The sequence below is a fragment of the Streptomyces cinnamoneus genome (assembly GCF_002939475.1).
GTDB lineage: Bacteria > Actinomycetota > Actinomycetes > Streptomycetales > Streptomycetaceae > Streptomyces > Streptomyces cinnamoneus_A.
The window spans coordinates 1,856,137-1,882,238 of record NZ_PKFQ01000001.1 but is presented as its reverse complement, the minus strand read 5'-3'; the positions used below and the strand labels follow the sequence as shown (position 1 = coordinate 1,882,238).

General features: G+C 73.1%; 27 protein-coding genes. 13 read left to right on the top strand and 14 right to left on the bottom strand.

Translation table 11 applies throughout. The annotated features are described in order from the left end of the window. The first annotated feature begins 109 nt into the window (after positions 1-109). The 3 genes from CYQ11_RS07750 to CYQ11_RS07740 all read left to right on the top strand — a co-directional run bounded on the left by CYQ11_RS07750 (position 110) and on the right by CYQ11_RS07740 (position 2,305). Entirely contained in the window at positions 110-718 is a 609-nt protein-coding gene (locus CYQ11_RS07750) for a cell division protein SepF (protein ID WP_099197394.1), read from the top strand. A 71-nt stretch (positions 719-789) separates the two neighbouring features. Further along, positions 790-1,074 (top strand): YggT family protein, encoded by a 285-nt coding sequence (locus CYQ11_RS07745; protein ID WP_099197393.1) that lies wholly within the window; start codon positions 790-792, stop codon positions 1,072-1,074. 61 nt (positions 1,075-1,135) lie between these two features. Next, the gene (locus CYQ11_RS07740; RefSeq protein WP_099197392.1) at positions 1,136-2,305 is read left to right on the top strand and encodes a DivIVA domain-containing protein; all 1,170 of its coding nucleotides are present in this window, start codon (positions 1,136-1,138) and stop codon (positions 2,303-2,305) included. Positions 2,306-2,464: 159 nt separating this feature from the next. Here CYQ11_RS07740 and ileS read toward each other — a convergent pair whose 3' ends face one another. Continuing rightward, positions 2,465-5,599, bottom strand: a complete 3,135-nt coding sequence (ileS, locus tag CYQ11_RS07735) for an isoleucine--tRNA ligase (protein WP_099197391.1) — start codon at positions 5,597-5,599, stop codon at positions 2,465-2,467. 435 nt (positions 5,600-6,034) lie between these two features. On the opposite strand from ileS, the gene CYQ11_RS07730 reads away from it, so the two are divergent. The 4 genes from CYQ11_RS07730 (at position 6,035) to CYQ11_RS07715 (ending at position 10,647) form a co-directional block, all read left to right on the top strand. Next, positions 6,035-7,345 carry a TraR/DksA family transcriptional regulator gene (locus CYQ11_RS07730; protein WP_099197390.1) on the top strand — a complete coding sequence of 437 codons (1,311 nt, stop codon included), beginning with the start codon at positions 6,035-6,037 and terminating at the stop codon, positions 7,343-7,345. Between the two features lie 119 nt (positions 7,346-7,464). Continuing rightward, complete coding sequence (gene lspA / locus CYQ11_RS07725) at positions 7,465-7,986, top strand: signal peptidase II (RefSeq protein WP_240003086.1); 522 nt, start codon at positions 7,465-7,467, stop codon at positions 7,984-7,986. A gap of 42 nt (positions 7,987-8,028) precedes the next feature. Then, on the top strand, positions 8,029-8,970 hold the full coding sequence (locus tag CYQ11_RS07720; RefSeq protein WP_099197388.1) for an RluA family pseudouridine synthase: 942 nt from the start codon (positions 8,029-8,031) through the stop codon (positions 8,968-8,970). Between the two features lie 84 nt (positions 8,971-9,054). Beyond that, positions 9,055-10,647, top strand: a complete 1,593-nt coding sequence (locus CYQ11_RS07715; RefSeq protein WP_099197387.1) for a Na+/H+ antiporter — start codon at positions 9,055-9,057, stop codon at positions 10,645-10,647. Positions 10,648-10,668: 21 nt separating this feature from the next. Here CYQ11_RS07715 and CYQ11_RS07710 read toward each other — a convergent pair whose 3' ends face one another. Then, positions 10,669-11,772: a mechanosensitive ion channel family protein gene (locus tag CYQ11_RS07710; protein ID WP_099197386.1), complete on the bottom strand. Its 1,104-nt coding sequence runs from the start codon at positions 11,770-11,772 to the stop codon at positions 10,669-10,671. A 97-nt stretch (positions 11,773-11,869) separates the two neighbouring features. Between CYQ11_RS07710 and CYQ11_RS07705 the strand changes: the two genes are divergently transcribed. Continuing rightward, positions 11,870-12,460 (top strand): dienelactone hydrolase family protein, encoded by a 591-nt coding sequence (locus CYQ11_RS07705; RefSeq protein WP_240003078.1) that lies wholly within the window; start codon positions 11,870-11,872, stop codon positions 12,458-12,460. Positions 12,461-12,527: 67 nt separating this feature from the next. Here the strand turns inward: CYQ11_RS07705 and hisF are convergent, their stop codons facing one another. From hisF to hisD, 8 genes are read right to left on the bottom strand one after another with little or no spacing between them, the layout of a single operon-like run. Continuing rightward, a complete protein-coding gene (hisF, locus tag CYQ11_RS07700) occupies positions 12,528-13,283 on the bottom strand; it encodes an imidazole glycerol phosphate synthase subunit HisF (protein WP_099197384.1) in 756 nt (251 codons plus the stop codon). After that, positions 13,280-13,684, bottom strand: coding sequence for a RidA family protein (locus CYQ11_RS07695; protein WP_099197383.1), 405 nt, complete (start codon positions 13,682-13,684; stop codon positions 13,280-13,282). The genes hisF and CYQ11_RS07695 overlap by 4 nt, the downstream gene beginning before the upstream one ends. Further along, complete coding sequence (priA, locus tag CYQ11_RS07690; protein ID WP_099197382.1) at positions 13,681-14,415, bottom strand: bifunctional 1-(5-phosphoribosyl)-5-((5-phosphoribosylamino)methylideneamino)imidazole-4-carboxamide isomerase/phosphoribosylanthranilate isomerase PriA; 735 nt, start codon at positions 14,413-14,415, stop codon at positions 13,681-13,683. Before priA ends, CYQ11_RS07695 begins: the two co-directional genes overlap by 4 nt. Further along, the gene (hisH, locus tag CYQ11_RS07685; RefSeq protein ID WP_099197471.1) at positions 14,415-15,059 is read right to left on the bottom strand and encodes an imidazole glycerol phosphate synthase subunit HisH; all 645 of its coding nucleotides are present in this window, start codon (positions 15,057-15,059) and stop codon (positions 14,415-14,417) included. The genes priA and hisH overlap by 1 nt, the downstream gene beginning before the upstream one ends. Then, positions 15,056-15,223, bottom strand: a complete 168-nt coding sequence (locus CYQ11_RS29455; RefSeq protein WP_181143606.1) for a CG2302 family histidine operon protein — start codon at positions 15,221-15,223, stop codon at positions 15,056-15,058. The genes hisH and CYQ11_RS29455 overlap by 4 nt, the downstream gene beginning before the upstream one ends. Further along, entirely contained in the window at positions 15,220-15,813 is a 594-nt protein-coding gene (gene hisB / locus CYQ11_RS07680) for an imidazoleglycerol-phosphate dehydratase HisB (protein ID WP_099197381.1), read from the bottom strand. Before hisB ends, CYQ11_RS29455 begins: the two co-directional genes overlap by 4 nt. Further along, positions 15,810-16,934, bottom strand: coding sequence for a histidinol-phosphate transaminase (locus CYQ11_RS07675; RefSeq protein ID WP_240003077.1), 1,125 nt, complete (start codon positions 16,932-16,934; stop codon positions 15,810-15,812). Before CYQ11_RS07675 ends, hisB begins: the two co-directional genes overlap by 4 nt. After that, the gene (gene hisD, locus CYQ11_RS07670; RefSeq protein WP_099197379.1) at positions 16,931-18,256 is read right to left on the bottom strand and encodes a histidinol dehydrogenase; all 1,326 of its coding nucleotides are present in this window, start codon (positions 18,254-18,256) and stop codon (positions 16,931-16,933) included. Before hisD ends, CYQ11_RS07675 begins: the two co-directional genes overlap by 4 nt. Before the next feature lie 193 nt (positions 18,257-18,449). Here hisD and CYQ11_RS07665 point away from each other — a divergent pair, with 193 nt between their 5' ends. From CYQ11_RS07665 to CYQ11_RS30965, 4 genes are all read left to right on the top strand, one after another. Continuing rightward, positions 18,450-20,051: an oxidoreductase gene (locus CYQ11_RS07665; RefSeq protein ID WP_099197378.1), complete on the top strand. Its 1,602-nt coding sequence runs from the start codon at positions 18,450-18,452 to the stop codon at positions 20,049-20,051. Between the two features lie 43 nt (positions 20,052-20,094). Next, entirely contained in the window at positions 20,095-20,832 is a 738-nt protein-coding gene (locus CYQ11_RS07660) for an LON peptidase substrate-binding domain-containing protein (protein WP_099197377.1), read from the top strand. Between the two features lie 18 nt (positions 20,833-20,850). Next, the gene (gene ybaK / locus CYQ11_RS07655) at positions 20,851-21,354 is read left to right on the top strand and encodes a Cys-tRNA(Pro) deacylase (protein WP_099197376.1); all 504 of its coding nucleotides are present in this window, start codon (positions 20,851-20,853) and stop codon (positions 21,352-21,354) included. An 88-nt stretch (positions 21,355-21,442) separates the two neighbouring features. Further along, complete coding sequence (locus tag CYQ11_RS30965; RefSeq protein ID WP_466319588.1) at positions 21,443-21,517, top strand: 50S ribosomal protein bL37; 75 nt, start codon at positions 21,443-21,445, stop codon at positions 21,515-21,517. A 47-nt stretch (positions 21,518-21,564) separates the two neighbouring features. Here CYQ11_RS30965 and CYQ11_RS07650 read toward each other — a convergent pair whose 3' ends face one another. The 4 genes from CYQ11_RS07650 to CYQ11_RS07635 all read right to left on the bottom strand — a co-directional run bounded on the left by CYQ11_RS07650 (position 21,565) and on the right by CYQ11_RS07635 (position 25,609). Continuing rightward, positions 21,565-22,263: a hypothetical protein gene (locus CYQ11_RS07650; RefSeq protein WP_240003076.1), complete on the bottom strand. Its 699-nt coding sequence runs from the start codon at positions 22,261-22,263 to the stop codon at positions 21,565-21,567. A gap of 59 nt (positions 22,264-22,322) precedes the next feature. Continuing rightward, on the bottom strand, positions 22,323-23,156 hold the full coding sequence (locus CYQ11_RS07645; RefSeq protein WP_398779478.1) for an ABC transporter permease: 834 nt from the start codon (positions 23,154-23,156) through the stop codon (positions 22,323-22,325). A 43-nt stretch (positions 23,157-23,199) separates the two neighbouring features. Beyond that, on the bottom strand, positions 23,200-24,171 hold the full coding sequence (locus CYQ11_RS07640; RefSeq protein ID WP_099197470.1) for an ABC transporter ATP-binding protein: 972 nt from the start codon (positions 24,169-24,171) through the stop codon (positions 23,200-23,202). A 160-nt stretch (positions 24,172-24,331) separates the two neighbouring features. After that, positions 24,332-25,609 carry an NYN domain-containing protein gene (locus CYQ11_RS07635; RefSeq protein WP_099197373.1) on the bottom strand — a complete coding sequence of 426 codons (1,278 nt, stop codon included), beginning with the start codon at positions 25,607-25,609 and terminating at the stop codon, positions 24,332-24,334. 259 nt (positions 25,610-25,868) lie between these two features. Here CYQ11_RS07635 and CYQ11_RS29450 point away from each other — a divergent pair, with 259 nt between their 5' ends. Further along, positions 25,869-26,042 carry a hypothetical protein gene (locus CYQ11_RS29450; RefSeq protein ID WP_181143605.1) on the top strand — a complete coding sequence of 58 codons (174 nt, stop codon included), beginning with the start codon at positions 25,869-25,871 and terminating at the stop codon, positions 26,040-26,042. The last annotated feature ends 60 nt before the right edge of the window (positions 26,043-26,102 follow it).

Genomic DNA, 26,102 nt, shown 5'->3' with positions numbered 1-26,102 from the left:
GTCGGACCACAGCAGAAAATATGGTCATTCCCGCCAAAAGGCGGGCGGACCACGTGGATCCGGGCGCCGTTGACGGAGCCGATCCACCACAGAGCGGAGGACGCAGAGAATGGCCGGCGCGATGCGCAAGATGGCGGTCTACCTCGGCCTCGTGGAGGACGATGGGTACGACGGCCCGGGGTTCGACCCCGACGACGAGTTCGAGCCCGAGCCGGAGCCGGACCGGCGCCGGCAGCACCAATCGCACCAAGCACAACAGACGCAATCGGACGAACCGGTTCGAGTCGCCCAGCCGCCCGCGCAGCGCGAACCCGCTCCGCTCGTAGCGGAAACGGGACGACCCGCCCGAATCGCCCCCGTGTCGTCCATCACACCCGAACGCCACTCTCTGGAGAAGAACGCACCGGTGATCATGCCCAAGGTTGTGTCCGAGCGGGAGCCTTACCGCATCACGACATTGCACCCCCGGACCTACAACGAGGCCCGTACCATCGGGGAACACTTCCGCGAAGGTACCCCGGTGATCATGAATCTCACCGAGATGGACGACACCGACGCGAAGCGACTTGTCGACTTTGCGGCCGGTCTGGTCTTCGGACTGCACGGCAGTATCGAGCGGGTGACGCAGAAGGTGTTCCTGCTGTCTCCTGCTAACGTCGATGTCACGGCGGAGGACAAGGCCCGCATCGCAGAGGGTGGGTTCTTCAACCAGAGCTGAGACGCAACACCGGGCAATCCGGACAACGGCCGGTCAGGCCGAGTACGAGCAAGGGGAGAGGGAAGCGCGAGATGGGCATCGCACAGCAGGTGATCTACATCGCGCTGTACTGCTTCCTGATCGTGCTGATCTTCCGGTTGGTGATGGACTACGTCTTCCAGTTCGCCCGCTCGTGGCAACCCGGTAAGGCGATGGTGGTCGTCCTGGAGGCGACCTACACTGTCACCGATCCGCCACTCAAGCTTCTGCGGCGGGTCATCCCGCCGCTGCGTCTCGGGGGCGTAGCGCTCGACCTGTCCTTCTTCGTACTGATGATCATCGTCTACATCCTGATCACCGTCGTGAGCCGGCTGTGAACGCGGCTGTGAACGATACGGTCTTGCCGATTGCCGACGACTACGTTGAGGTGAAGAAGAGATGCCGCTGAGCCCCGAGGACGTGCGGAACAAGCAGTTCACGACCGTCCGCCTCCGAGAAGGCTATGACGAGGACGAGGTCGATGCCTTCCTCGACGAGGTCGAGGCCGAACTGACCCGCCTGCTCCGGGAGAACGAGGATCTGCGCGCCAAGCTGGCCGCCGCGACGCGTGCCGCCGCGCAGAACCAGCAGCAGAACATGCGCAAGCCCGAGCCGCAGGACCAGCGACCCGGCGCTCCGGTGCCCGCCGCCATATCGGGCCCGCAGCCGGTGCCGCCGAACCAGCAGCAGATGGGCGGCCCGCCGCAGCTTCCGGGCGGTGCCCCGCAGCTGCCGGCCGGCCCCGGCGGTCACGGCCACGGTCCTCAGGGCCCGCACGGTCCCGGCCCGATGGGACAGAACGGTCCGATGGGTGGCCCGATGGGCGGCCCCATGGGACAGAACGGACCGATGGGGCAGAACCCCATGCAGCAGAACGGCCCCATGGGCCAGAACGGCATGGGTCAGAACGGCCCCATGGGCGGCCCGCAGCTGCCCCAGCCCGGACAGGGTCCGGGCGGCGACAGCGCGGCCCGCGTCCTCTCCCTCGCCCAGCAGACGGCCGACCAGGCGATCGCGGAGGCCCGTTCCGAGGCCAACAAGATCGTCGGCGAGGCCCGCAGCCGCGCCGAGGGCCTGGAGCGGGACGCCCGTGCCAAGGCCGACGCCCTGGAGCGGGACGCGCAGGAGAAGCACCGCGTGGCGATGGGCTCCCTGGAGTCCGCCCGCGCCACGCTGGAGCGCAAGGTCGAGGACCTGCGCGGCTTCGAGCGCGAGTACCGCACCCGCCTGAAGTCCTACCTGGAGAGCCAGCTGCGTCAGCTGGAGAACCAGGCGGACGACTCGCTGGCCCCGCCGCGGACGCCCGCAGCGGCGTCGCTGCCGCCGGCCCCCTCGATGAGCGGGTCGATGGCCTCGACGGGTGCCGGCATGGGCGGCCACTCCATGGGCGGCAACCAGTCCATGGGCGGTCACGGCGGCCCGTCGACGGCTGCCCCGTCGTACGGCGGCCAGCAGCAGATGTCGCCGGCGATGACCCAGCCGATGGCACCGGTGCGGCCGCAGGGCCAGCAGCCGATGCAGGCGCCGTCCCCGATGCGGGGCTTCCTGATCGACGAGGACGACAACTGACGGCCGCGTAGTCGTCGGCATCAACGGGCCGGGCCCCTGGGATCTCCCAGGGGCCCGGCCCGTTTGCGCACCCGTGTCCCGGACGGGGGGGGAAGAAGCCCCCCAGGGCAGGTGAAAGCCCCCCGGCGCACAGGCGCCGGGGGGCTTTCACCCGTCTGCTTACGCCTTACGGAGGCGGAACGTCAGTCCGAGACCCTCGTCCACGAACGGCTCACCGTAGGAGTCGTCCGCCTCACCCGTGGCGAAGTCCGTCGCCAGGACCTCGTCCGCGATGAGACCGGTGTGCTCGGTCAGAGCGGTCACCGTCTCCTCGTCCGTGGCGGTCCACCGCAGGGCGATCCGGTCGGCCACGTCCAGGCCGCTGTTCTTGCGGGCCTCCTGGATCAGCCGGATGGCGTCCCGCGCGAGACCCGCACGCCGGAGCTCCGGCGTGATCTCCAGGTCGAGGGCGACCGTGGCACCCGAGTCGGAGGCCACCGACCAGCCCTCACGCGGCGTCTCGGTGATGATCACCTCGTCCGGGGCGAGCGTGACGGTCTCACCGTCGACGACGACGGAGGCCGTTCCCTCGCGCAGCGCCAGCGACAGCGCGGCGGCGTCGGCCGCGGCGACGGCCTTGGCCACCGCCTGGACGCCCTTGCCGAAGCGCTTGCCCAGGGCACGGAAGTTGGCCTTGGCCGTGGTGTCGACGAGCGAGCCGCCGACCTCCGAGAGGGAGGCGAGCGAGGAGACGTTCAGCTCCTCGGCGATCTGCGCGCGCAGCTCCTCGCCGAGCGCCTCGAAGCCGGCCGCGGCGACCAGCGCGCGCGACAGCGGCTGACGCGTCTTGACGCCGGACTCGGCGCGCGTGGCGCGACCCAGCTCGACCAGGCGGCGGACCAGCAGCATCTGCTGGGACAGCGCCGGGTCGACGAGCGCCGTGTCGGCCTTCGGCCACGTGGCCAGGTGGACCGACTCCGGGGCCTGCGGGTCGACCGGGACGATCAGGTCCTGCCACACCCGCTCGGTGATGAACGGCACCAGGGGCGCCATCAGCCGGGTCACGGTCTCGACGACCTCGTGCAGCGTGCGCAGCGCGGCCGCGTCACCCTGCCAGAACCGGCGGCGCGAGCGGCGCACGTACCAGTTGGACAGGTCGTCGACGAAGGCCGACAGCAGCTTTCCGGCGCGCTGGGTGTCGTAGGCCTCCATGGCCTCGGTGACCTGGCCGACGAGCGTGTTGAGCTCGCCCAGCAGCCAGCGGTCCAGCAGCGGCCGCTCGGCCGGTGCCGGGTCGGACGCGCCGGGCGCCCAGCCGGAGGTGCGGGCGTACAGGGCCTGGAAGGCGACGGTGTTCCAGTAGGTGAGGAGCGTCTTGCGGACGACCTCCTGGATCGTGCCGTGACCCACGCGGCGCGCGGCCCACGGGGAGCCGCCGGCGGCCATGAACCAGCGGACGGCGTCGGCGCCGTGCTGGTCCATCAGGGGGATCGGCTGGAGGATGTTGCCCAGGTGCTTGGACATCTTCCGGCCGTCCTCGGCGAGGATGTGGCCCAGACAGACCACGTTCTCGTACGACGACTTGTCGAACACGAGCGTGCCGACGGCCATCAGGGTGTAGAACCAGCCGCGGGTCTGGTCGATGGCCTCGGAGATGAACTGCGCCGGGTAGCGCTGCTCGAACAGCTCCTTGTTCTTGTACGGGTAGCCCCACTGGGCGAACGGCATCGAGCCCGAGTCGTACCAGGCGTCGATGACCTCCGGCACGCGCACGGCCCGGTGAGAGCAGCCGTCGGCGGTGCAGGTGAAGGTGACGTCGTCGATGTAGGGGCGGTGGGGGTCCAGGCCGCTCTGGTCGGTGCCGGTCAGCTCGGAGAGCTCGGCCAGCGAGCCGACGCAGGTGAGGTGGTTCTCCTCGCAGCGCCAGATGGGCAGCGGGGTGCCCCAGTAGCGGTTGCGGGAGAGCGCCCAGTCGATGTTGTTGTTCAGCCAGTCGCCGAAGCGGCCGTGCTTGACCGAGTCGGGGAACCAGTTGGTCTTCTCGTTCTCCTCAAGGAGCCGGTCCTTGACCGCGGTCGTGCGGATGTACCAGGACGGCTGGGCGTAGTACAGCAGCGCGGTGTGGCAGCGCCAGCAGTGCGGGTAGCTGTGCTCGTACGCGACGTGCTTGAAGAGCAGGCCGCGCTCGGAGAGGTCGGCGACGAGCTTCTCGTCGGCCTTCTTGAAGAACTGGCCGCCGACCAGGCCGAGGCCCTCCTCGAAGGTGCCGTCGGGGCGGACGGGGTTGATCACGGGCAGGCCGTAGGCGCGGCAGGTCCTGAGGTCGTCCTCACCGAAGGCCGGGGCCTGGTGGACCAGACCGGTGCCGTCCTCGGTGGTGACGTAGTCGGCGTTGACGACGAAGCTGGCGTCCTCCAGCTCGACCAGGTCGAACGGGCGGCGGTAGGCCCAGCGCTCCATCTCGCGGCCGGTGAAGGACCGGCCGGTGGCGGTCCAGCCCTCGCCGAGGGCCTTCTCCAGCAGCGGCTCCGCGACGACCAGCTTCTCGTTGCCGTCGGTGGCCACGACGTAGGTGACGTCGGGGTGCGCGGCGGCGGCCGTGTTGGACACCAGCGTCCACGGGGTGGTCGTCCACACCAGCAGCGACGCCTCGCCCGCGAGCGGGCCGGACGTCAGCGGGAAGCGGACGAAGACGGAGGGGTCGACGACCGTCTCGTAGCCCTGCGCCAGCTCGTGGTCGGACAGGCCGGTGCCGCAGCGGGGGCACCAGGGGGCGACGCGGTGGTCCTGGACCAGCAGGCCCTTGGTGAAGATCTCCTTCAGCGACCACCAGACGCTCTGGACGTAGTCCGGGTCCATGGTGCGGTAGGCGCCGTCCAGGTCCGTCCAGTAGCCCATGCGGGTGGTGAGCTCGGCGAACGCGTCGGTGTGGCGGGTGACGGACTCGCGGCACTTGTCGTTGAAGGCGGCGATGCCGTACGCCTCGATGTCCTGCTTGCCGGAGAAGCCGAGCTCCTTCTCGACGGCGAGCTCGACCGGCAGGCCGTGGCAGTCCCAGCCGGCCTTGCGGGCCACGTGGTAGCCCTGCATGGTGCGGAAACGCGGGAAGACGTCCTTGAAGACCCGGGCCTCGATGTGGTGCGCGCCGGGCATGCCGTTGGCGGTCGGCGGGCCTTCGTAGAACACCCACTCGGGGCGGCCCTCGGACTGTTCGAGGGTACGGGCGAAGGTCTTCTGCTCGCGCCAGAACTCGAGCACGGCGTGCTCCAGGGCGGGCAGGTCGACCTGCGCGGGTACCTGGCGGTACTGCGTCATCGGCTTCCTCCGGCGGGACGGTTGTGCGCTGTCCGTCGGAGGGACGAGAGCGTGTGCTGCTCCCGCGGTACCACCCTCCTTGGCCGCAGGCGCGTCACGCCTCCGGCCCCCTCATTAGGGTCGCGACGCCGGTTCTACTGACCCCGGGGCGGGGGGTTCCTCCGGCGGCTCCGGGCTGATCTTCACCCCGCGCACACCCCCGGGCTCGCACCGTCCCCGGATCGCTGATGGCTGCGTGCGGCGCTACTGGTCCCATCCACGCCTTTCGCTGCGCCCAGTGTACGGGGCGCGAGGCGCGCCGGCCGACCGATTAAGGGGCCGGAGGCGGGGCACAACGGATGAGACCGGCGAGCCCCGTTGCCGCGTGCCCTGCGCCGATTTATCGTTCCCGCACGATTCGCGCGCAAGATCATAAAATGTGAAGGGATCGCGGCCATGGCGGAGAAGTCGGCGACAAAGGCCGTGCCGGCCAGGTCCGCCGTGGGGTCCGCGCGGCCGGCCAAGGCCGGTGCCGGTGGGAAGACGGCGCCGGCGAAGAAGTCCACGGCCCCCGCGGCCGCGAAGTCCGCGGCGGGCGGGAAGAAGGCGGCGACGAAGAAGTCCGTGCCGACCGGCGGAGCCGCCGGGAAGGCCACCCCCGCGAAGAAGGCGACGACCGCCAAGACCGCCGCCGGCGGCAAGGCGGCACCGGTGAAGAAGGCCGCAGCCGCCGCCAAGGCCGCCGCGGCCAAAAAGACGACAGCGGCGAAGAAGGCCGCTCCGGGCGGCAAGGCCGCGCCGGCGAAGAAGGCGACGACCACCAAGACCGCCGCCGGCGGCAAGGCCACGCCGGCCAAGAAGGCGGCGAAGGCCGCCGAGCCCGCACCCGCGAAGAAGACCGGCACCGCTGCCAGGACGGCCACCGCCGCCCCCGCCAAGGCCGCCGCCAAGAAGTCCGCCTCCGCCGGCAAGGGCGCCCCGGGCCGGAAAACCGCCCCGGTCAAGAAGTCCGCCCCGGCCAAGAAAGCCACTGCGGCAGACAAGGCCGCCGCGGCGGGGAAGACTGCCACGGTGGCCCGGGCCGCCCGGCAGGGGGAGGACGCGACCGGTGCGGCGGCCGGCACCGGGAAGGCGGCGGCGAAGGCCGCCCCCGCACGAGGAACAGCGCCGAAGGCCGGGCCGGACGGAACAGCACCACCCCGCAAGCCGGCCCGCCGGGCCGGTGCCGCATCAGATGACCGGGCCGCATCGGCCGCAAGCGCACCGGCCGGGACGGCGGTGCCCGCTAAAGAGACGGGAGCCAGGACGGTGGCTGCTAAGAAGAGCACGGACGAGGCCCAGGCCGCCAAGAAGGTGCCGGGAGCCCGCACCGGTGCGGTGCTGGCCGTGCGGCCGGGGGAGGAGCCCTGGTCGCCCGCGGAGGTGGCCGGGGCGCGCAGCGAGCTCCAGACCGACGCCGCGCGGCTGCGGGCCGAGATCGCCGCCTCCGACGCGGCGATCAGCGGGCTGATGCGGGACTCGGGCGACGGCGCCGGGGACGACCAGGCGGACACCGGGACCAAGAACATCACCCGGGAGCACGAACTGGCCCTCGCCGCGAACGCCCGCGAGATGCTGATGCAGACCGAGCGGGCGCTGGAGCGGCTGGACGCCGGTACGTACGGCCTCTGCGAGAACTGCGGCAAACCGATCGGCAAGGCCCGTATGCAGGCGTTTCCCCGCGCCACCCTGTGTGTGGAGTGCAAGCAGCGGCAGGAACGTCGCTGACCCGCCCCCCACCGCGTGCCGTACCCTCGTCCTCAGTCAGCAGGGACGAATAACCAGGGACTCACGTGACAGAGGCGGATCAGGCCGGACGGCCCACCGAGCCCACCGAGCCCGGCGGGGTGACGGATACGGCAGGCGGGAAGGGCGACCCCCGGCGCCGGCGGCGCATCGCGGTGCTGCTCGCGGTGGCCGCGTTCGCCTATCTCCTGGACCTGGGCAGCAAGCTGCTCGTGGTCGCCCACCTGGAGCACCACGACCCCGTCGAGGTGTTCGGCACCTGGCTCCAGCTCGACGTGATCCGCAACCGCGGCGCGGCCTTCGGCATCGGCGAGGCGATGACGATCGTCTTCACGGTCATCGCCGCCGCCGTGATCGTGGCGATCGCCCGCATCGCCCGCAAGCTCTACAGCCTGCCGTGGGCGATCGCGCTGGGCCTGCTGCTGGGCGGCGCCTTCGGCAACCTCACCGACCGGCTCTTCCGGTCGCCCGGCGGCTTCGAGGGCGGTGTGGTGGACTTCATCGCCACCCCGCACTTCGCGGTCTTCAACCTCGCCGACTCCGCGATCGTCTGCGGCGGCTTCCTGATCGTCGTCCTCTCCTTCCGGGGCCTGGACCCGGACGGGACGATCCACAAGGACTGAACCGGGGACGGGCGTCCCCCGCCCGTCCGTCATACTCGACTGGTGAGCACCATTCCCGAGATCCGCGCCCTTCCCGTCCCCGATGGCCTCGAAGGCGAGCGCGTCGACGCCGCCATCGCCCGTATGTTCGGTTTCTCCCGCACCAAGGCGGCCGAGCTGGCGGCCGCGGGCAAGGTCCAGCTCGACGGGGCCGAGGCCGGGAAGTCCGACCGGGTCACCGGTGGCGCCTGGCTGGAGGTCGAGCTGCCCGCGCCGCCCGCGCCGGTGCAGATCGTCGCCGAGCCGGTCGAGGGCATGGAGATCGTCCACGACGACGACGACATCGTCGTGATCGTCAAGCCGGTCGGCGTGGCCGCGCACCCCAGCCCCGGCTGGACGGGCCCCACCGTCATCGGCGGACTGGCCGCCGCCGGCTACCGCATCTCCACCTCCGGCGCCGCCGAGCGCCAGGGCATCGTGCACCGCCTGGACGTCGGCACCTCCGGCCTGATGGTCGTCGCCAAGTCCGAGCGCGCCTACACCCTGCTCAAGCAGCAGTTCCGCGAGCGCACGGTCGACAAGCGCTACCACTCCCTGGTCCAGGGCCACCCGGACCCGATGAGCGGCACCATCGACGCCCCCATCGGCCGCCACCCCAACCACGACTACAAGTGGGCCGTCACCGCCGAGGGCAAGCCGTCCGTCACCCACTACGACCTCATCGAGGCGTTCCGGGCCGCCAGCCTCCTGGACATCAAGCTGGAGACGGGCCGCACCCACCAGATCCGCGTGCACATGGCCGCCCACCGCCACCCGTGCGTCGGCGACCTCACCTACGGCGCCGACCCCACCATCGCCAAGCGCCTGGGACTCACCCGCCAGTGGCTGCACGCCGTGCGGCTCGGCTTCGAGCACCCGGGCGACGGCCGCTGGGTGGAGTTCGAGAGCGCCTACCCCGACGACCTCCAGCACGCCCTGGACACGGTGCGCGCCGAGAGCTCGTAGCACCGTCCCCCGTGGGGCGGGCCGGAGGCGGGTGAGGCAGGCTGTAGGCCTGGCCGACCGCACCGACCCGCCCGGAGGGCGTCCGTGGACCAGCTCGCCCTGCTGTTCGTCCTGCTGCTCGGGGCGCTCGTCACGGTGCCGCTGGGGGACCGGCTGGGGGTGCCCTCCCCGGTCCTGATGACGATCGGCGGGATCGTCCTCGCCCTGCTGCCGTTCGTGCCCAACGTGGCCGTCCCGCCGGAGTTCATCCTCCCGCTGGCCCTGCCGCCGCTGCTCTACGCCACCGCGCAGCGCACCTCCTGGCGGCAGTTCGCGGCCAACGTGCGGCCGATCCTGCTGCTCGCGGTCGCGCTGGTCTTCGTCACCACCGCGGCCGTCGCCGCCGTTGCCAACGCGATCATGCCCGGCATCTCGCTGGCCGCCGCCGTGGCGCTCGGCGCGCTCGTGGCCCCGCCCGACCCGGTCGCCGCCACCGCCGTCGCGGGCTCCCTCGGACTGCCGCGGCGCCTGGTCTCCATCCTGGAGGGCGAGGGGCTCTTCAACGACGTCACCGCGATCGTGCTCTACCACGTGGCCATCGCGGCCGCCGTCAGCGGCAGCTTCTCGCTGTCGCGGGCCGTCGGAGAGCTGGTGCTCTCCGCCGTGGTGGCCGTCGCGGTCGGCCTCGCGCTCGGCTGGGCCGCCAAACGGCTGATGGACGTCCTCGGCGACGCCACGCTCCAGATCGGGCTCACCCTGCTGGTGCCGTTCGTCGCCTACGTCCTCGCCGAGGAGCTCAAGGGCTCCGGCGTGCTCGCCGTGCTGACCACCGCGCTGTTCCTCGCCGAGTACGCCCACGACCCCGACGACGTCCTGGGCCGGCTGGCCGGGCACACCTTCTGGGAGGTCGTCGACACCCTCGTCACCGGCGCCGCCTTCGGGCTCGTCGGCCTGGAGCTCCACAACGCCGTCAGCACGGCCTCCGGCCGCTGGGGCGAGATGCTGGGCGTCGGCGGCACCGTCGTCGCCGTCGTGGTGGGCGTACGGCTGCTGTGGCTGCTGCCCGCCGCCTGGGTGACCAAGAAGCTGCACAAGCGCCGGGACGTCGACGAGGACGTCCTGCTGAGCTGGCGCGAGACGGTGGTGACGTGGTGGTCGGGGATGCGGGGCGTGGCCACCGTGGCGCTCGCCCTCGCGATCCCCCTCACCAAGGACGACAAGTCGCCCTTCCCGGCCCGCGACGAGATCCTCTTCGTCGCCTTCGCGGTCATCATCGCCACCCTCGTCGTCCAGGGTCTGACCCTGCCGTGGCTGGTCAAGGCCGTGGGGGTGCGCAAGGACATCGACGCGAGCCGGGAGCTGGAGCGGCAGCTGGCCACCCGGGCGGCGAAGGCCGCCCGGCACCGGCTGCTGGAGCTCGTGGAGGACGAGGACCTGTCCGAGGACATGATGGAGTCCCTGGGCCGCCGCGCCTACGACATGGGCGCCCGGATCAGCCCCGACATGGTCGACGAGGAGCGCCGCGACGCCCACGCGCAGCGCGTGGAGCGGCTGCGCGCGCTCCACCGGCTGCAGGGGGAGCTGCTGTCGGCGGCGCGGCACGAGGTGATGGCGGCGCGCAGCGAGCCGGGAATGGACCCGGAGGTGGTGGACAGCGTGCTGCGCCACCTGGACGAACGCACCCTGCGCGGGCTCTGAGCACGGCTTCCCCGGGGGCCCTCATGCCGTCCCCGGGCCCGGGGCGACGTCCTCGGAGGTCGGCGGTGTCTGCCGCCGGTCGGGGGCCTCCTCCAGGCCCGGCGCGGGCGCGGTGTTGAACCGGGGGAGGGCGTACGGGTGCTCCCGGCGCAGCCAGGACACCAGTTCCTCGCGGACCACGCAGCGCAGGGCCCATATGTCGTCGGAGTTCTGGGCGGTCATCAGGGCCCGCACCTGGATCGTGGAGGGCGTGGTGTCGGTGACCACCAGGCTCCAGGCGCGGCCGTCCCACTCCAGGGTCGCCTTGAGCACCTGGTGGAGCCGCTCGCGCAGCAGGTCGACGGGGGCGGCGTGGTCGAGGTGGAAGAAGACCGTGCCGGTCATCCGGGCGTTGCCGCGGGACCAGTTCTCGAACGGACGGCTGGTGAAGTACGACACCGGCATGGTGATGCGCCGCTCGTCCCAGGTGGCCACCACCAGATAGGTCAGGGTGATCTCCTCGACGGTGCCCCACTCGCCCCCGACCACGACCGTGTCTCCGATGCGCACCATGTCGCCGAAGGCGATCTGGAGGCCCGCGAAGAGGTTGCCCAGGGTCGACTGGGCGGCCACACCGGCCACGATGCCGATCAGGCCGGCGGAGGCCAGCAGCGAGGTCCCCACGGTCCGCATGGCGGGGAAGGTCAGCAGCATGGCCGCCACCGCGACCACCGCGACGGCCGCCGTGACGACCCGGCGGATCAGCGTGACCTGCGTCCGCACCCGGCGCATGCGGGCCGGATCGCGGGCCCCGGCGGCGTAGCGGGCGTACCCCGCCTCCACCACCGCGGTGGCCAGCCGCACCGCGAGCCACGCGCACGCCCCGATCAGCACCAGCGTGAGCCCCTGACCGATGACGGCCTCGTGCTTCTCGCCCAGCTCCGCCGAGCTGTACCCCCCGCGCAGCAGGGCCGCGCACAGCACCAGCCGCAGCGGCATTCTGCACCGGCGCAACAAGCCCCACAGCGGGTCGTCGGGGCGCCGCTCGGCGATCCCGCGCACGATGCGGTCGGCCAGCCAGCCGACCAGCAGCGTGACGAGGAGCGCCCCGCCGACGACCGCGAGGGGCCGCAGCACGTCCTCCATGGCACCAGCTCCTTCCGGCCTCCTGCCGGCGCGCGCCCCTTCCGAACGTAACTGGCACGATGGGGGCACGCGATCCAGCTGTAAGGAAGTGTCTTCAGTGGCGTCCCCTACCACGATTGTCCTTTTTCATTCGGCCTACGGGCTGCGGCCGGCGGTCCTCGCCGCGGCCGAGCGACTGCGCGCCGCGGGCCACGAGGTCCACGCGCCCGACCTCTACGAGGGCCGCACCGCCGAGTCCGTCGAGGACGGCATGGCCATCAAGGACGAGATCGGCCGCGAGGAGCTGCTGCGGCGGGCCGTGACGGCGGTGGCCCCGCTCTCCGACCGGGGGCTGGTCTACGCCGGCTTCTCGCTCGGCGGGTCGATCGCGCAGAACCTGGCGCTGGCGGACGCCAAGGCGCGGGGACTGCTGCTCCTGCACGGCACGTCCGACCTGGCGGAGGACGCGGCGGTGGACGAGCTGCCGGTCCAGCTGCACGTGGCGGACCCGGACCCCTTCGAGCCGCACGACTGGCTCAACGCGTGGTACCTGCGGATGGGGCGTGCGGGAGCGGACGTGGAGGTGCACCGGTACCACGGCGCGGGGCACCTCTTCACGGATCCCGGCCTGCCGGACTACGACGAGGAGGCGGCGGAGGCCGCCTGGCGGGTGGCGCTGGGCTTCCTGGAGGACGTCGGCCGGGGATAGGGGACGAGGCGCCCGGCCGGGCGGGCCGCCGGCCCGCCCGGCGACCGGGCGTCGTGGGCGGGCGCCCCTACCGCACGGGGTGGCCCGCGTCCCGCAGCGCGCCCTTGACCTCCGCGATGCGCAGGTCGCCGAAGTGGAAGACCGACGCGGCCAGGACCGCGTCCGCGCCCGCGTCCACCGCCGGGGCGAAGTCGGCGAGCTTGCCGGCGCCGCCGCTGGCGATGACGGGGACCGTGACGTGCCGGCGCACGGCCGCGATCATCTCCGTGTCGTAGCCGTCCTTGGTGCCGTCGGCGTCCATGGAGTTCAGCAGGATCTCTCCCGCGCCCAGCTCCGCCGCGCGGTGCGCCCACTCCACGGCGTCGACGCCGGTGCCGCGCCGGCCGCCGTGCGTGGTCACCTCGAACGATCCCGAGGCGGTGCGGCGGGCGTCGACCGACAGGACCAGCACCTGCCGGCCGAACCGCTCCGCGATCTCGCGGATCAGCTCCGGCCGCTCGATGGCCGCCGTGTTGACGCCCACCTTGTCGGCGCCGGCCCGCAGCAGCTTGTCGACGTCCTCCGCGGTGCGGACCCCGCCGCCCACGGTCAGCGGGATGAAGACCTGCTCGGCGGTGCGGCGCACCACGTCGTAGGTGGTCTCCCGGTTGCCAGAGGAGGCGGTGATGTCGAGGAAGGTCAGCTCGTCGGCGCCCTCCTGCCCGTAGACGCGGGCCATCTCGACGGGGTCGCCCGCGTCGCGCAGGTTCTGGAAGTTGACCCCCTTGACGACGCGGCCGTTGTCCACGTCCAGGCAGGGGATGACTCGGACGGCGAGGGTCACGCCGATGCTCCTCTGAAAGCTTCTACTTCTACTTCGACCAGGACGCGCGAGTCGACGAAGCCGGACACCACGACCATGGTCGCGGCGGGCCGGACGCCGTCGAAGAGCTCCTTGTGGGCGCGGCCGACCGCGTCCACGTCCCGCGCGTGGGTGAGGTACATCCGGGTGCGCACGACCGACTCGGGGCCCAGGCCGAACTCCTTCAGCGCGGCGAGCGCGTTGCCGAAGGCCGCCAGGGCCTGCTCGTACGGGTCGCCCTCGCCCTGGAGGACGCCGTTCACCAGCGGCGTCGTCCCGGCGACGTGCACCCGGTCCCCGGCCGCCACGGCGCGCGCGAAGCCGATCGACGCTTCCCAGGGATTGTCTGTCTGCACGCGCCGGGGGGCCGGGGTTTCGCTCATACGGACACTGCCTCCAGGGCCTCTTCCAAGGTGAACGCCTTGGCGTAGAGGGCCTTTCCGACGATGGCGCCTTCGACACCCTCCGGTACCAGGGTGGCGATCGCACGCAGATCGTCAAGGGAGGAGACCCCGCCGGAGGCCACGACGGGCCGGTCGGTGACCGCGCACACGTTCTTCAGCAGCTCCAGGTTGGGGCCCTGGAGGGTGCCGTCCTTGGCGATGTCGGTGACGACGTAGCGGGCGCAGCCCTCGGAGTCGAGGCGGGCGAGGGTCTCGTAGAGGTCGCCGCCGTCGCGGGTCCAGCCGCGGCCCCGCAGCGTCGTGCCGCGGACGTCCAGGCCGACGGCGATCTTGTCGCCGTGCTCGGCGATGACCCGGGCGACCCACTCGGGGGTCTCCAGGGCGGCGGTGCCGAGGTTGACGCGGGTGCAGCCGGTGGCGAGGGCCGCGGCGAGCGAGGCGTCGTCGCGGATGCCGCCCGAGAGCTCGACCTTGATGTCCATCGCGCGGACGACCTCGGCGATCCGCTCCCGGTTGTCGCCGGTGCCGAACGCCGCGTCGAGGTCCACCAGGTGCAGCCACTCGGCGCCGGCCCGCTGCCACGCCCGGGCGGCGTCGAGCGGGTCGCCGTAGGAGGTCTCCGAACCGGACTCGCCGTGGACGAGCCGGACGGCCTGCCCGTCGCGGACGTCGACGGCCGGGAGGAGTTCGAGCTTGGACGCGTTGGTCATCACAGGGTCTCGATCCAGTTGGTCAGCAGCTGGGCGCCGGCGTCGCCGGACTTCTCGGGGTGGAACTGGGTGGCCCACAGCGGTCCGTTCTCCACGGCGGCCACGAACGGCTCGCCGTGCTCGGCCCAGGTGACCTTGGGCGCGCGGATGTGGGGGTTGGTCACTTCCAGGCTCCACTCGCGCACCGCGTAGGAGTGCACGAAGTAGTAGCGGGTGCCGGCGTCGAGCCCCGCGAAGAGCTGCGAGTCCTCGGCGGGGGTGACGGTGTTCCAGCCCATGTGGGGTACGACCGGGGCCTTGAGCGGCTCGACGGTGCCGGGCCACTCGTCGAGGCCCTCGGTCTCGACGCCGTGCTCGATGCCGCGCCCGAAGAGGATCTGCATGCCGACGCAGATGCCCATGACCGGGCGGCCGCCGGCCAGCCGGCGCCCCACGATCCAGTCGCCGCGCACGGCCCGCAGGCCCTCCATGCAGGCGGCGAAGGCACCCACGCCGGGGACCAGGAGGCCGTCGGCCGCCATGGCCGCCTCGAAGTCGTGGGTGATCTCCACGTCCGCGCCGACGTGGGCCAGGGCCCGCTCGGCGGAGCGGACGTTGCCGAAGCCGTAGTCGAGGACCACGACCTTCTTCGCGGCGGCGGTCATGACCACAACCCTTCGATGCGCAGTATCCCGGCGCTCAGGCACATCACGGCGCCGAAGCCCAGCAGCACGACCACGCCCTTGGGCATGCCCTGCTTGAGGAACGAGATGATGCCGCCGACGAGGAACAGCCCCACGACGATCAGTACGGTCGAGAGGCCGTTCACAGGGCACCCTTCGTAGACGGAATGATGCCCTCCGCACGCGTGTCGCGCTCACAGGCGTAGCGCAGCGCCCGGGCCAGGGCCTTGAACTGGCACTCCACGATGTGGTGGGCGTTGCGCCCGTACGGGACGTGGACGTGCAGGGCGATCTGCGCCTGGGCCACGAAGGACTCCAGGATGTGCCGGGTCATCGTGGTGTCGTAGGCGCCGATCATCGGCGCCATGTTCTCGGGCTCGCTGTGCACGAGGTAGGGGCGGCCGGAGAGGTCGACGGTGACCTGGGCGAGGGACTCGTCCAGCGGGACCGTGCAGTTGCCGAAGCGGTAGATGCCCACCTTGTCGCCCAGGGCCTGCCGGAAGGCGGCGCCGAGCGCCAGGGCGGTGTCCTCGATGGTGTGGTGGGTGTCGATGTGCAGGTCGCCGTCGGTCTTGACCGTGAGGTCGAAGAGGCCGTGGCGGCCGAGCTGGTCGAGCATGTGGTCGAAGAAGCCGACCCCGGTCGACACGTCGACCTGTCCGGTGCCGTCGAGGTCTATCTCGACCAGGACCGAGGTCTCCTTGGTGGTGCGCTCGACGCGCCCAACGCGGCTCATGAGTTGCTCTCCTTGCGAATGGCGCGTACTGCGTCCAGGAACGCGTCGTTCTCCTCCGGGGTGCCCGCGGTCACCCGCAGCCACCCCGGTACGCCGTTGTCCCGTACCAGCACACCGTGGTCGAGGATGGCCTGCCATGCGGTGTGGCTGTCGTCGAAGCGCCCGAACTGGACGAAGTTGGCGTCGGAGTCGGTCACCTCGCAGCCCATGGCGCGCAGCTCGGTGACGATGCGGTCGCGTTCGGTCTTGAGCTGTTCGACGTAGCCGAGCAGCGTGTCGGTGTGTTCCAGCGCCGCGAGGGCCGTGGCCTGGGTGACGGCCGACAGGTGGTACGGCAGGCGGACGAGCTGCACGGCGTCGACCACGGCGGGGTGCGCGGCGAGGTAGCCGAGGCGCAGCCCGGCCGCGCCGAACGCCTTGGACATGGTGCGCGAGACGACGAGGTGCGGGCGGCCCTCCAGGAGCGGCAGCAGCGAGGGGCGGTGGCTGAACTCGCCGTACGCCTCGTCGACCACCACCATCGACGGCTTCGCCGCCTGCGCGGCCTCGTACAGCCGCAGGACGGTCTCGGCCTCGACGGCCGTGCCGGTGGGGTTGTTCGGCGAGCAGACGAAGACGACGTCGGGCCGTCGCTCGGCGATGACGCGCTCGGCGGCCTCGACGTCGATGGTGAAGTCGTCGTGGCGCGGGCCGGAGATCCAGCCCGTGCCGGTGCCGCGGGAGATCAGGGCGTGCATCGAGTAGGACGGCTCGAAGCCGACGGCCGTGCGGCCGGGACCGCCGAAGGTCTGGAGCAGCTGCTGGAGGACCTCGTTGGAGCCGTTGGCCGCCCACACCCGGGCCGCGGTGACCTCGTACCCCGTGGTGCGGGTGAGGTACGCGGCCAGCTCGGTGCGCAGCTCGACGGCGTCCCGGTCGGGGTAGCGGTTGAGGTGCCGGGCCGCCTCGGCGACGCGCTCGGCGATGCGCGCGACGAGGGGCTCGGGCAGGGGGTAGGGGTTCTCGTTGGTGTTCAGCCGGACGGGCACGTCCAGCTGGGGGGCGCCGTACGGGGACTTGCCGCGCAGTTCGTCCCGGACGGGGAGTTCGTCCCAGGGGGAGGGGGTACCGGTGCCGGTCACTTGCCTTGCGGAACCTTCCATCCGAACCGGGCCTTGAGGGCGGCCCCGTGCGCCGGCAGGTCCTCGGCCTCGGCGAGGTTGACCACGTGGTGGGTGACCTCGGCGAGCGCGTCGCGGGTGTAGTGCACGACGTGGATGCCGCGCAGGAACGACTGCACGGACAGGCCGGAGGAGTGGCAGGCGCAGCCGCCGGTGGGCAGGACGTGGTTGGAGCCGGCGCAGTAGTCGCCGAGCGAGACGGGCGCGTACGGGCCGACGAAGACCGCGCCGGCGTTGCGCACCCGGGCGGCGACGGCCTCGGCGCCGGCGGTCTGGATCTCCAGGTGCTCGGCGCCGTAGGCGTCGACGACCTTGAGCCCGGCGTCGATGTCGTCGACGAGCACGATCGCGGACTGCCGGCCCGCCAGGGCCGGGGTGATCCGCTCCTCGGCGTGCTTGGCGAGCGCGACCTGGGCCTTGAGCTCGGCCTCGGTCGCGTCGGCGAGCTCGGGCGAGTCGGTGACGAGGACGGCCGCGGCCAGCGGGTCGTGCTCGGCCTGGCTGATCATGTCGGCCGCGACGTGCACCGGGTCGGCGGTGGCGTCCGCGAGGATGGCGATCTCGGTGGGACCGGCCTCGGCGTCGATGCCGATGCGGCCCTTGAGCAGCCGCTTGGCGGCGGCGACCCAGATGTTGCCCGGGCCGGTGACCAGCCGGACCGGCCGGCACTCGTCGGTGCCGTAGGCGAACATGGCCACGGCCTGGGCGCCGCCCGCGGCGTAGACCTCCTCGACGCCCAGCAGGGCGCAGGCGGCGAGGATCGTGGGGTGCGGCAGGCCGCCGAACTCCTTCTGCGGCGGCGAGGAGACGGCCAGCGAGGGGACGCCGGCCTCCTGCGCGGGCACCACGTTCATCACGACGGACGAGGGGTAGACGGCCCGGCCGCCCGGGACGTACAGCCCCACCCGGTCGACGGGCACCCAGCGTTCGGTGACCGTGCCGCCGGGCACGACGGTGACGGTCTTGTCGGTGCGGCGCTGTGCGCGGTGGACGAGGCGGGCGCGCCGGATGGACTCCTCCAGGGCGGCCCGGACGGCCGGGTCCAGCTCCTCCAGGGCACGCGCGATGGCCTCGGCGGGCACCCGCACCCGCTCGATGCGCACGCCGTCGAACCGCTCCGCGTAGTCGATCAGGGCCGCGGTGCCGCGATGATGCACGTCGTCGCAGATGGGCCGCACCTTCTCCAGGGCGGCCTCGACGTCGAGCTCGGCACGGGGCAGCAGGTCGCGGTCGATGCCACCGTCGAGGGTGGCGTCGCCGCGCAGATCGATTCGGGAGATCACACGGCCAATTGTCTCAGACCCGCCCCGTCCCACGGCCGCCCGTACCACTCAGTGATACACCGCCAAACTGTTGATCTTTGCCTGACGGAGGACCGACAATCGTGACCTCACCGCCGGTATCCGGCCGGTCACGGGTGGGAAAGGGCCCAGCAAGCCGTAACGGCGGCGGACGAGGGTGGCGGGAGGGGAGAGCGTGAGCGAACCGCGCGGCGAGCCGCCCTCGGGGCTCGACCTCACCACGGCCGAATGGGGCATGTGGCAGGCGTTCCGCAACGGCGGCACCCACGACCTGCGCACCCCCTACCCCGAGCAGAACGACCCGGGCGGCCCCCACACCTGGGGCCCCGAGCGCAGCGTGCGCGCGGACATCGTCGCGCGGCTGCTCCTGAGCGGCCCGCCCGCCAACCCGGGCCGGGTCTGCGCCCTGAAGCTCAACGGGGTACGGATCACCGGCACCCTCGACCTCTCCGGCGGCACCGTCGTCCCCTACGTCGAGTTCCACAACTGCCGCTTCGACCAGCAGCTGCTGCTGCCCGAGAGCCACTTCACCACCCTGCGCCTGGTCGGCTGCGCCCTGCCCCGCCTGGAGGCCGCCCGCATCCGCACCGAGGGCGACCTGCACCTGCCCCGGTGCGTCGTCTCGCACGGCATCCGGCTGACCGACGCCCACATCGGCACGGACCTGCTGCTCAACCAGCTGCTGGTGCGCCGGGACCGGCGCGGGCTGTCCATAGCCGCCGACGGGATGACCGTCGGGCAGGACGTCCAGGCCGAGATGATGCGCTCCCACGGTGAGCTGAGCCTGCGCGGCGCGACGGTCGGGGCCTCCCTCAGCCTGCGCGGCTCCGTCCTCAGCAACCCCTACGGCAGACGCGCCCTCAACGCCCCCCAGCTGACCGTCGAGCGCACCCTCTACCTCACGGCCGCCGGCATCAGCGGATCCCGGCCGGGCGGCGGGGTCACGCCCCCCTACGGCATCGGCACCACGACCCCCGCCCACGGCACGCGGGTGCAGCGCTTCGAGTGCCTGGGCGGGGCGCGGCTGGACGACGGACGGTTCGGCGACGCGGTCGACCTCAGCCAGGCCCGGTTCGAGATGGAGGCCGACCAGGAGCTGTCGCTGCGCCGGGTGCAGACGCCCGAACTGCGTTTCCTCGGCGAGCGGCCCGAGGGCGGACGCGTGGTGCTGTCGGGGACCAAGGTGGCCAACCTGGTCGACCGGTACGACAGCTGGCCCGCGCCCGGCGGCCTGGTGATGGCCGGGTTCGGCTACGAGAACCTGATACCCCTGGGCCACTTCCCGCTCGCCCTGCGCCTGCAGTGGGTCGCGGCCGCCACCCCCGAGTACGCCCCGGAGCCCTACGAACGCCTGGCCGGCGCCCTGCGCGCCAGCGGCGAGGACGCGGACGCCCGGGCGGTGCTGCTGGCCAAGCAGCGCCGGCGGCGCGAGACGCTGCCGCTGGCGGGCAAGGCCTGGGGGTACCTCCAGGACTGGACCGTGGCCTACGGCTACCGGCCCGGGCGGGCGGCGGTGTGGATGGCGGTGCTGTGGGCCCTGGGGACCGTCTACTTCTCCTGGCGGCCGGTGCCGCCGCTGAAGGAGGGCGAGGGCCCGGTGTGGAACCCCGAGCTGTACACCCTGGACCTGCTGCTGCCCGTCATCGACCTGGGTCAGGGCACCGCCTGGCGGCCGACGGGGGGCACCCAGTGGGTGGTCGCCGCCCTCACCCTGCTCGGCTGGATCCTCGCCACCACGGTCGCCGCGGGCGCCTCCCGGCTGCTGCGCCGCCAGTGAACTCCCGGCGCCGCCGGCGGCGGGGCCGTTAGGCTTACCCGCCGTGACCACCGCGCGCCTTCCCCTCTTCCCGCTGAACTCGGTGCTGTTCCCGGGCCTCGTACTCCCGCTGAACGTCTTCGAGCAGCGGTACCGCGCGATGATGCGCGACCTGTCACGGCTGCCCGAGGACGCGCCGCGCCGCTTCGGAGTCGTCGCCATCCGCGACGGCCACGAGGTCGCGCCCAGCGCCCCGGGCCTGCCCGACGAGACCCGCCCCGAGCCGGGCCCCGCCGCCGGCTTCGGCACCGACCCGGCGAAGGCGTTCCACGGCGTGGGCTGCGTCGCCGACGCCGCCTCGATCCGCGAGCGCCCGAACGGCACGTTCGAGGTGCTCGCCACGGGCACCACCCGCTTCAGGCTGCGGTCCGTCGACGCCTCCGGCCCCTACCTCGTCGGCGAGGTCGAGCACGTCGAGGAGCGGCAGGGCGACGAGGCCGGCGCGCTCGCCTCCGGCGTCGTCCGGGCCTTCCGGGCGTACCAGAAGCGCCTGGCCGGGGCCGGCGAGGCGTCGCTGGCCGGGCAGTCGGAGCTGCCGGGCGAACCGCAGGTGCTGTCGTACCTGGTGGCGGCGGCCGCGGTGCTGGACACCCCCGCCAAGCAGCGGCTGCTCCAGGCCCCCGACACCGCGTCCCGGCTGGCCGACGAACTGCGGATACTGCGCGCCGAGACGGCGGTCATACGCCAGCTCCCGTCGCTGCCGGCCGTCGACCTGACCCGGCGGCCGACCAGCCCCAACTGAGGCGAGGACACCGAACCAGTGGCCAAGAAGAGCAGGAAGCAGCAGACGTCCGGCCCCACGCCCGCGATCGTCGCCCTGGAGAAGGCGGGCACCGCCTTCTCCGTCCACGCCTACGAGCACGACCCGGCCGCCGCCTCCTACGGCGAGGAGGCCGCCGAGGCGCTGGGGGTGGAGCCGGGGAAGGTCTTCAAGACGCTCGTGGCCGAGGTGGACGGCGAGCTGACCGTGGCCGTCGTGCCGGTCTCCGGGTCGCTGGACCTCAAGGCGCTGGCGGCGGCGGTCGGCGGCAAGCGGGCCGCCATGGCCGACCCCGCCGCGGCCGAGCGCACCACAGGCTACGTACGCGGCGGGATCTCCCCGCTGGGCCAGCGCAGGCGGCTGCCGACGGCGCTCGACGCGTCGGCGCGCTCGCACCCCACCATCTGCGTCTCGGCCGGCCGGAGGGGCCTGGAGGTCGAACTCGCGCCCGACGACCTGGCCCGGCTGACGGGCGCCGTCGTCGCGCCGATCGCCCGCGGCTGAGCCGCGCACTCTGGACGGCGGCCCGTACCTCCGCTACGACCGAGGGGCGGGCCGCCGTGCGTGCGTCCCGCACCAGGGAGGGACGCCCATGTCGAAGCGCACCCGCAAGCGCCGCTGGCGGCTGAAGAAGGGCCGCGCCAACCACGGCCGCCGCCCGGCGTAGGCACGCGGGCCGGCGGCCGGGGGCCCAAGGGGAACACCCCCGGGTCCTCACGCGGACTCGGGCCAGTGGGGCACCACCGGCCCGGGTTCCGGGTCACGCGGCCCGAACAGGGCCGTCAGGCCCAGGTGCACGGCCATCGCCGCCATCGGCCAGGCCAGCAGGGCGCCCTTGGCGGCCAGCTTGAGCGGCGCCTCGAAGACCACGCCCGCCCCCACGGCCCTGGCGTGCGCGGCCACGTCGGAGCCGGGCCCCAGCCAGACGCCCAGCCGCCAGCCCACCAGCGAGCCCAGCAGGGAGCCGACCGCCAGGCCGACGACCAGGGGGATGCCGCCCCGGCGGTGGAGGAGGAACACCACGGCGGCGCTCACCGCGCCGAACGCCAGGGCCAGCAGCGTGAACCAGCCGTCCGCGCCGATGGCCTGCTCGCCCTCGCTGTTCTTGAGGTAGACCGCCTTGCCGTCGGAGATCAGCGGCACGCGCGGCGCCAGCCACAGCCACAGCAGGCCCAGCAGCACTCCGCACACCGTGGTCACCGCCAGGACGACGGCTGCCTGCCGCATCTCGGTGCGCAGCTCGGCCCGCTCGTCCGGGGCCTCGGCCTGCTCGTCGGGGGCGTCGGCCTTCTCCTTCGGCGCCCCGGCCTTCCCGTCCGGGATCGGCAGGCCGGGCCCGGGGCCCGGGCCGGGGTCCGGTTCGGGTTCAGGTTCGGAGGAGGAGTTGCCCTGCGGGGTCAGCGGTGCGGTCACCCCGCCATCGTGCCAGGCCGCGCCGTCCGGCCCGGAGGCAGGACGGTCACTGCGGCGCGTCACCGCACGGCCGCCCGGCGGTAGGCCCAGGTCGCCACGGCCAGCGACACCACGCCGACAGCCGCGCAGACCCCCAGGTCGGCGAGGACCAGCAGCCAGTCGGGGCGCGCGTCGAAGCTGCGCGCCAGCGCCTCCACGCCGTAGGTCGAGGGCAGCAGGTCGCGCGCGTAGGCGATGGGCGCCGGCATGTGCGCGGCCGGCAGCACCCCCAGCAGCAGCGCCGCCGACATGCCCAACTGACCGCACAGCGTCGCCAGTTCCTGCCGCGGGGCGAGCAGGCCCAGGGCCGCGCCCAGGCCGGCCAGCGCCGCGCCGGACAGCGGGATCACCGCCGCGAGCACCCACAGGTGCCCCATCGGCAGCTGGAACAGCACGCTGCCCACCACGGCCGTCACGGCGGTGCCGGGCACGGTGAAGGAGGCGTACGCCCCGGCCGCTCCCAGCACGACGGCGGCGGGCGGCACGGGCAGCGTCGCGTAGTGGTCGAGGCCGCCGCCGGCCCGCAGCTGGCCGAAGTACTGGGCGAGCAGGTTCAGCGCGACGAACGCCACGACGAGCACGCTGGAGCCGGCCACGACCGCCCGCGCCTCGTCGCCGCCGTCCACGACGCCCCGCATGAGGATCATGATGCCGACGGACTGGAAGGTCGCCACGAACAGCAGCGGGATCCGCGCCACCCGGGCGCGGGAGAGCTGGGCGCGGTAGACGGCCGACAGTGCGGGCAGCAGCCGCGCGGCCGGCGCCAGCGGCGCACCTCGGCGAGGGGGCCTCGTCCGGTCTGCGCCCTCTGCTGCGGCGACTGCGGACACCGCCTCTGCGGACACGGCACTCACGCGGCACAGCTCCTGTTCACTCCGGACCGGAGGGTGATCGTCCTCATCCCTTCACCAGCCCCTGCGCGAGACCGCCGCCGAGCGCCAGGTAGACGTCCTCCAGGCTCGGGGTGGCGAGGGTGAAGTCGTCGAGCGCGGCGAAGGCCGGGCCGCCGGTGACGGCGGCGACGGCGGCACGGGCCTCGGCCGGCGCGAGCCGCAGCGACCAGCGGCGGCCGGTCTCCCGGGCCGCGCCCCGCAGCGCGGCCACCTCGGGCACGTCCAGCGGGGGCTCGGCCCGCCAGACGAGGTCGACGCGCACCTCGTCCCCGACGAGCTCCTTGAGCCCGGCGGGGGTGTCGCAGGCGATGATCCGCCCGCGTTCGAGGACCGCGACGCGGTCGAGGACGGTCTCGGCCTCGATGACGTTGTGGGTGACGAGCAGGACCGTGGTGCCCTTCTCGGCGCGCCGCCGGTCGACGGCGGCCCACACGGCGCGGCGGGCCGCGGGGTCCATGCCGGTGGTCGGCTCGTCGAGGACCAGCAGCGGGCGCTCGCCCACCAGCGCCGCGGCGAAGCAGGCGAGGCGGCGCTGGCCGCCGGAGAGCTTCTTCAGCGGGCGGCCGGCCAGGGGGCCGAGGCCGAGCTCGTCGAGGACGTCGTCGCGCTCGGCGCGGGCGGCGGCGAGGCTCAGGCCGCGCAGCCGGCCGGTGGTCTCGGCGGCCAGCGCCACGGTCAGCTCGTCCAGCGCGGTCGACTCCTGGCCCAGGTAGCCGACGAGCCGGGCCGCGCGCTCGGGGTGGCGGACCAGGTCGTGGCCGAGCAGGTCGACGCTGCCCTCGTCGGGCCGCAGCAGTCCGGTGAGCTGACGGACGAGCGTGGTCTTGCCGGCCCCGTTGGGGCCGAGCAGGCCGAAGATCTCGCCGCCCCGGACGTCGAGGTCGATGCCGTCGCTGGCCCGGACGTCGGCAGCGCCGCCGCCGCGCCGGCCGCGGGCGGCGGGGTAGGTCTTGACGAGGCCGCGCACGGCGCACACCACCTCGCCCGCGGTTCGCTCCGCCTGTTTCGCGCCCGTTCTCACGAGCTATGAGGGTACGCGCCCGGGGGCCTGCCGCTCGCCGCGGGGGCCTGTGGACGGCCGGGGACGGACGGGGCGCGCGCGGGCCGGCCCGGCCGGCGGTCCGCCCGGCGGCACGTCAGTCGCCCGCCTGCGTGTGCTCCGCGGCCGTGCGGGCGTCGATCTCCCGCCAGAAGCCGGCCCGGATCGCGTAGCGGTCGTGCTCGTCGATCTGGTCGTCCTTGTGGGCGAGGAGGCCGAAGCGGGCGGCGTAGCGCAGCAGCTCGCCGTCGATGCGGTGCGGGATGCGGGGGTATTCGGTGGAGAGGTGCTGGAGGTGGACGGAGTCCGTGAGGCGCTCGGCCCAGCGGCGGGCGAAGACCTGGCCCACCTCGAAGGGGTCGCCGCCGACGGTGGTGATGTCCTCCTCGCGGTCGGCCCAGCGCTGCTCGGCGCTGGTGAGCTGGGCCAGCATGGGCAGACAGGCCGTTTCGGGAGGCTCTCCGAGGCCGTTGCCCGCGCCGCGCTCGACCCACCCCTTGTCGGAGGACCAGCGCAGGGTGGCGTTGGGCGTGGCGGGCTGGACGGTCTGCGCGGTGCCGGCGCTCTGCTGGGCGGGGCCCCTGCCGAGGCCGGCCAGGTCCTTGGGGGTGGGCACACCCCGGGTGGCGGGGCCGTCCGCGCCGCGCTCGGCGGTGGTGAGGGCGGCGACGGCCGCGGGGCGGGTGCCGTTGCGCTCGGTGGTGGCGGGCTCCGGCTGGCGGTTCGCGGCGGCGGCAGCGGCGGCGGCCGTCTCGGGGAGGGGCGCGGAGAGGATCGCGGCGATCTCGGGGCGGTCGGCGGGCTGGGGGGCGCAGGCGCCGGCGAGGTCCTTGGCCCGGACGGCCCGGGTGATCCAGGTGCGGTCCAGCACCCGGCGCTCGTCCGCCTCGGCGACGAGGTCCTCGGACTGGTTGTAGTCGCCGTCGGCCGCCTGGACCGCCCACAGGTGGACGGCGACGCCGTGCTCCTTGGCCGACATCAGGCCCGGGAGCAGGTCGCCGTCACCGGTGACGAGCACGATGTCCGAGCAGGCGCGGTTGCGGGCCAGTTCGGTCAGCTCGGTGTGCATGGCCGCGTCGACGCCCTTCTGCGCCCACCGACCGTCACTGCGGGTGAGGGCACCCAGCCTGACGGTGACGCGGGGCATCACGCGCAGCCTGCGGTGCTCGGGCTGGGGCACGCGGTCGGGGGCGCCGTCGAACCAGTAGATGCGCAGCAGGGGGCGCTGGGTCTCGGACTCGGCCCTCTCCCGCAGGCCCTGGATGAGGGTCGAGTGATCGACCGTGATGCGGGACCGGGCGGGTTCCCCCGCCAGCAGGCTCGCGGCGGCGCCCAGCAGATAGCCGGCGTCCACCAGGACGACGCAGCGGTCCACGTTCCACCCTCTTTCCGTCGGTTCGGACGTGCGGTCGCCCCCCGGCACAGGCGTGCCCCGGATTCCTTGGCTTTCCCAGGAGTCTGCCCGACCGCACGGGGGTTATCAGTCCGAACTGGATCATCGGCGTGGCGGATACGGGGGAACACCGATAAGTACCCCGGTCACCCACGGTAATTACCCGAAATGCACGGTTCGGCGGGGCGTGTCAGGGTGGGCGGGGTGGGGGGCGTCACCCCGATCCGGAGGCAACAGCAGCATGGCCAAGAACAAGAAACAGGACCGGAGCCAGCAGAAGGCCAGTGCGGCCGAGCGCGGCTCGGAGCAGGCCAAGACCTCCTCGATGGAGGCTCAGGCCGAGCGGCGCCAGTCCCAGGTCACCCCGGGGGACATGGCCCGCAAGAGCAAGCAGAAGCGCTTCGGCCACAACTGACCGGCGCCTCGATGTGATTGAGGGCGCGCTCGCTTGGCGTGCGCGCCCTCTTCGATGTTT

Coding starts and splice junctions, on each gene's coding strand:
- CYQ11_RS07750 (WP_099197394.1), top strand. CDS start 110: ATGGCCGGCGCGATGCGCAAGATGGCGGTCTACCTCGGCCTCGTGGAG.
- CYQ11_RS07745 (WP_099197393.1), top strand. CDS start 790: ATGGGCATCGCACAGCAGGTGATCTACATCGCGCTGTACTGCTTCCTG.
- CYQ11_RS07740 (WP_099197392.1), top strand. CDS start 1,136: ATGCCGCTGAGCCCCGAGGACGTGCGGAACAAGCAGTTCACGACCGTC.
- ileS (WP_099197391.1), bottom strand. CDS start 5,599: ATGACGCAGTACCGCCAGGTACCCGCGCAGGTCGACCTGCCCGCCCTG.
- CYQ11_RS07730 (WP_099197390.1), top strand. CDS start 6,035: ATGGCGGAGAAGTCGGCGACAAAGGCCGTGCCGGCCAGGTCCGCCGTG.
- CYQ11_RS07710 (WP_099197386.1), bottom strand. CDS start 11,772: ATGGAGGACGTGCTGCGGCCCCTCGCGGTCGTCGGCGGGGCGCTCCTC.
- CYQ11_RS07695 (WP_099197383.1), bottom strand. CDS start 13,684: ATGAGCGAAACCCCGGCCCCCCGGCGCGTGCAGACAGACAATCCCTGG.
- priA (WP_099197382.1), bottom strand. CDS start 14,415: ATGACCAACGCGTCCAAGCTCGAACTCCTCCCGGCCGTCGACGTCCGC.
- hisH (WP_099197471.1), bottom strand. CDS start 15,059: ATGACCGCCGCCGCGAAGAAGGTCGTGGTCCTCGACTACGGCTTCGGC.
- hisB (WP_099197381.1), bottom strand. CDS start 15,813: ATGAGCCGCGTTGGGCGCGTCGAGCGCACCACCAAGGAGACCTCGGTC.
- CYQ11_RS29450 (WP_181143605.1), top strand. CDS start 25,869: ATGGCCAAGAACAAGAAACAGGACCGGAGCCAGCAGAAGGCCAGTGCG.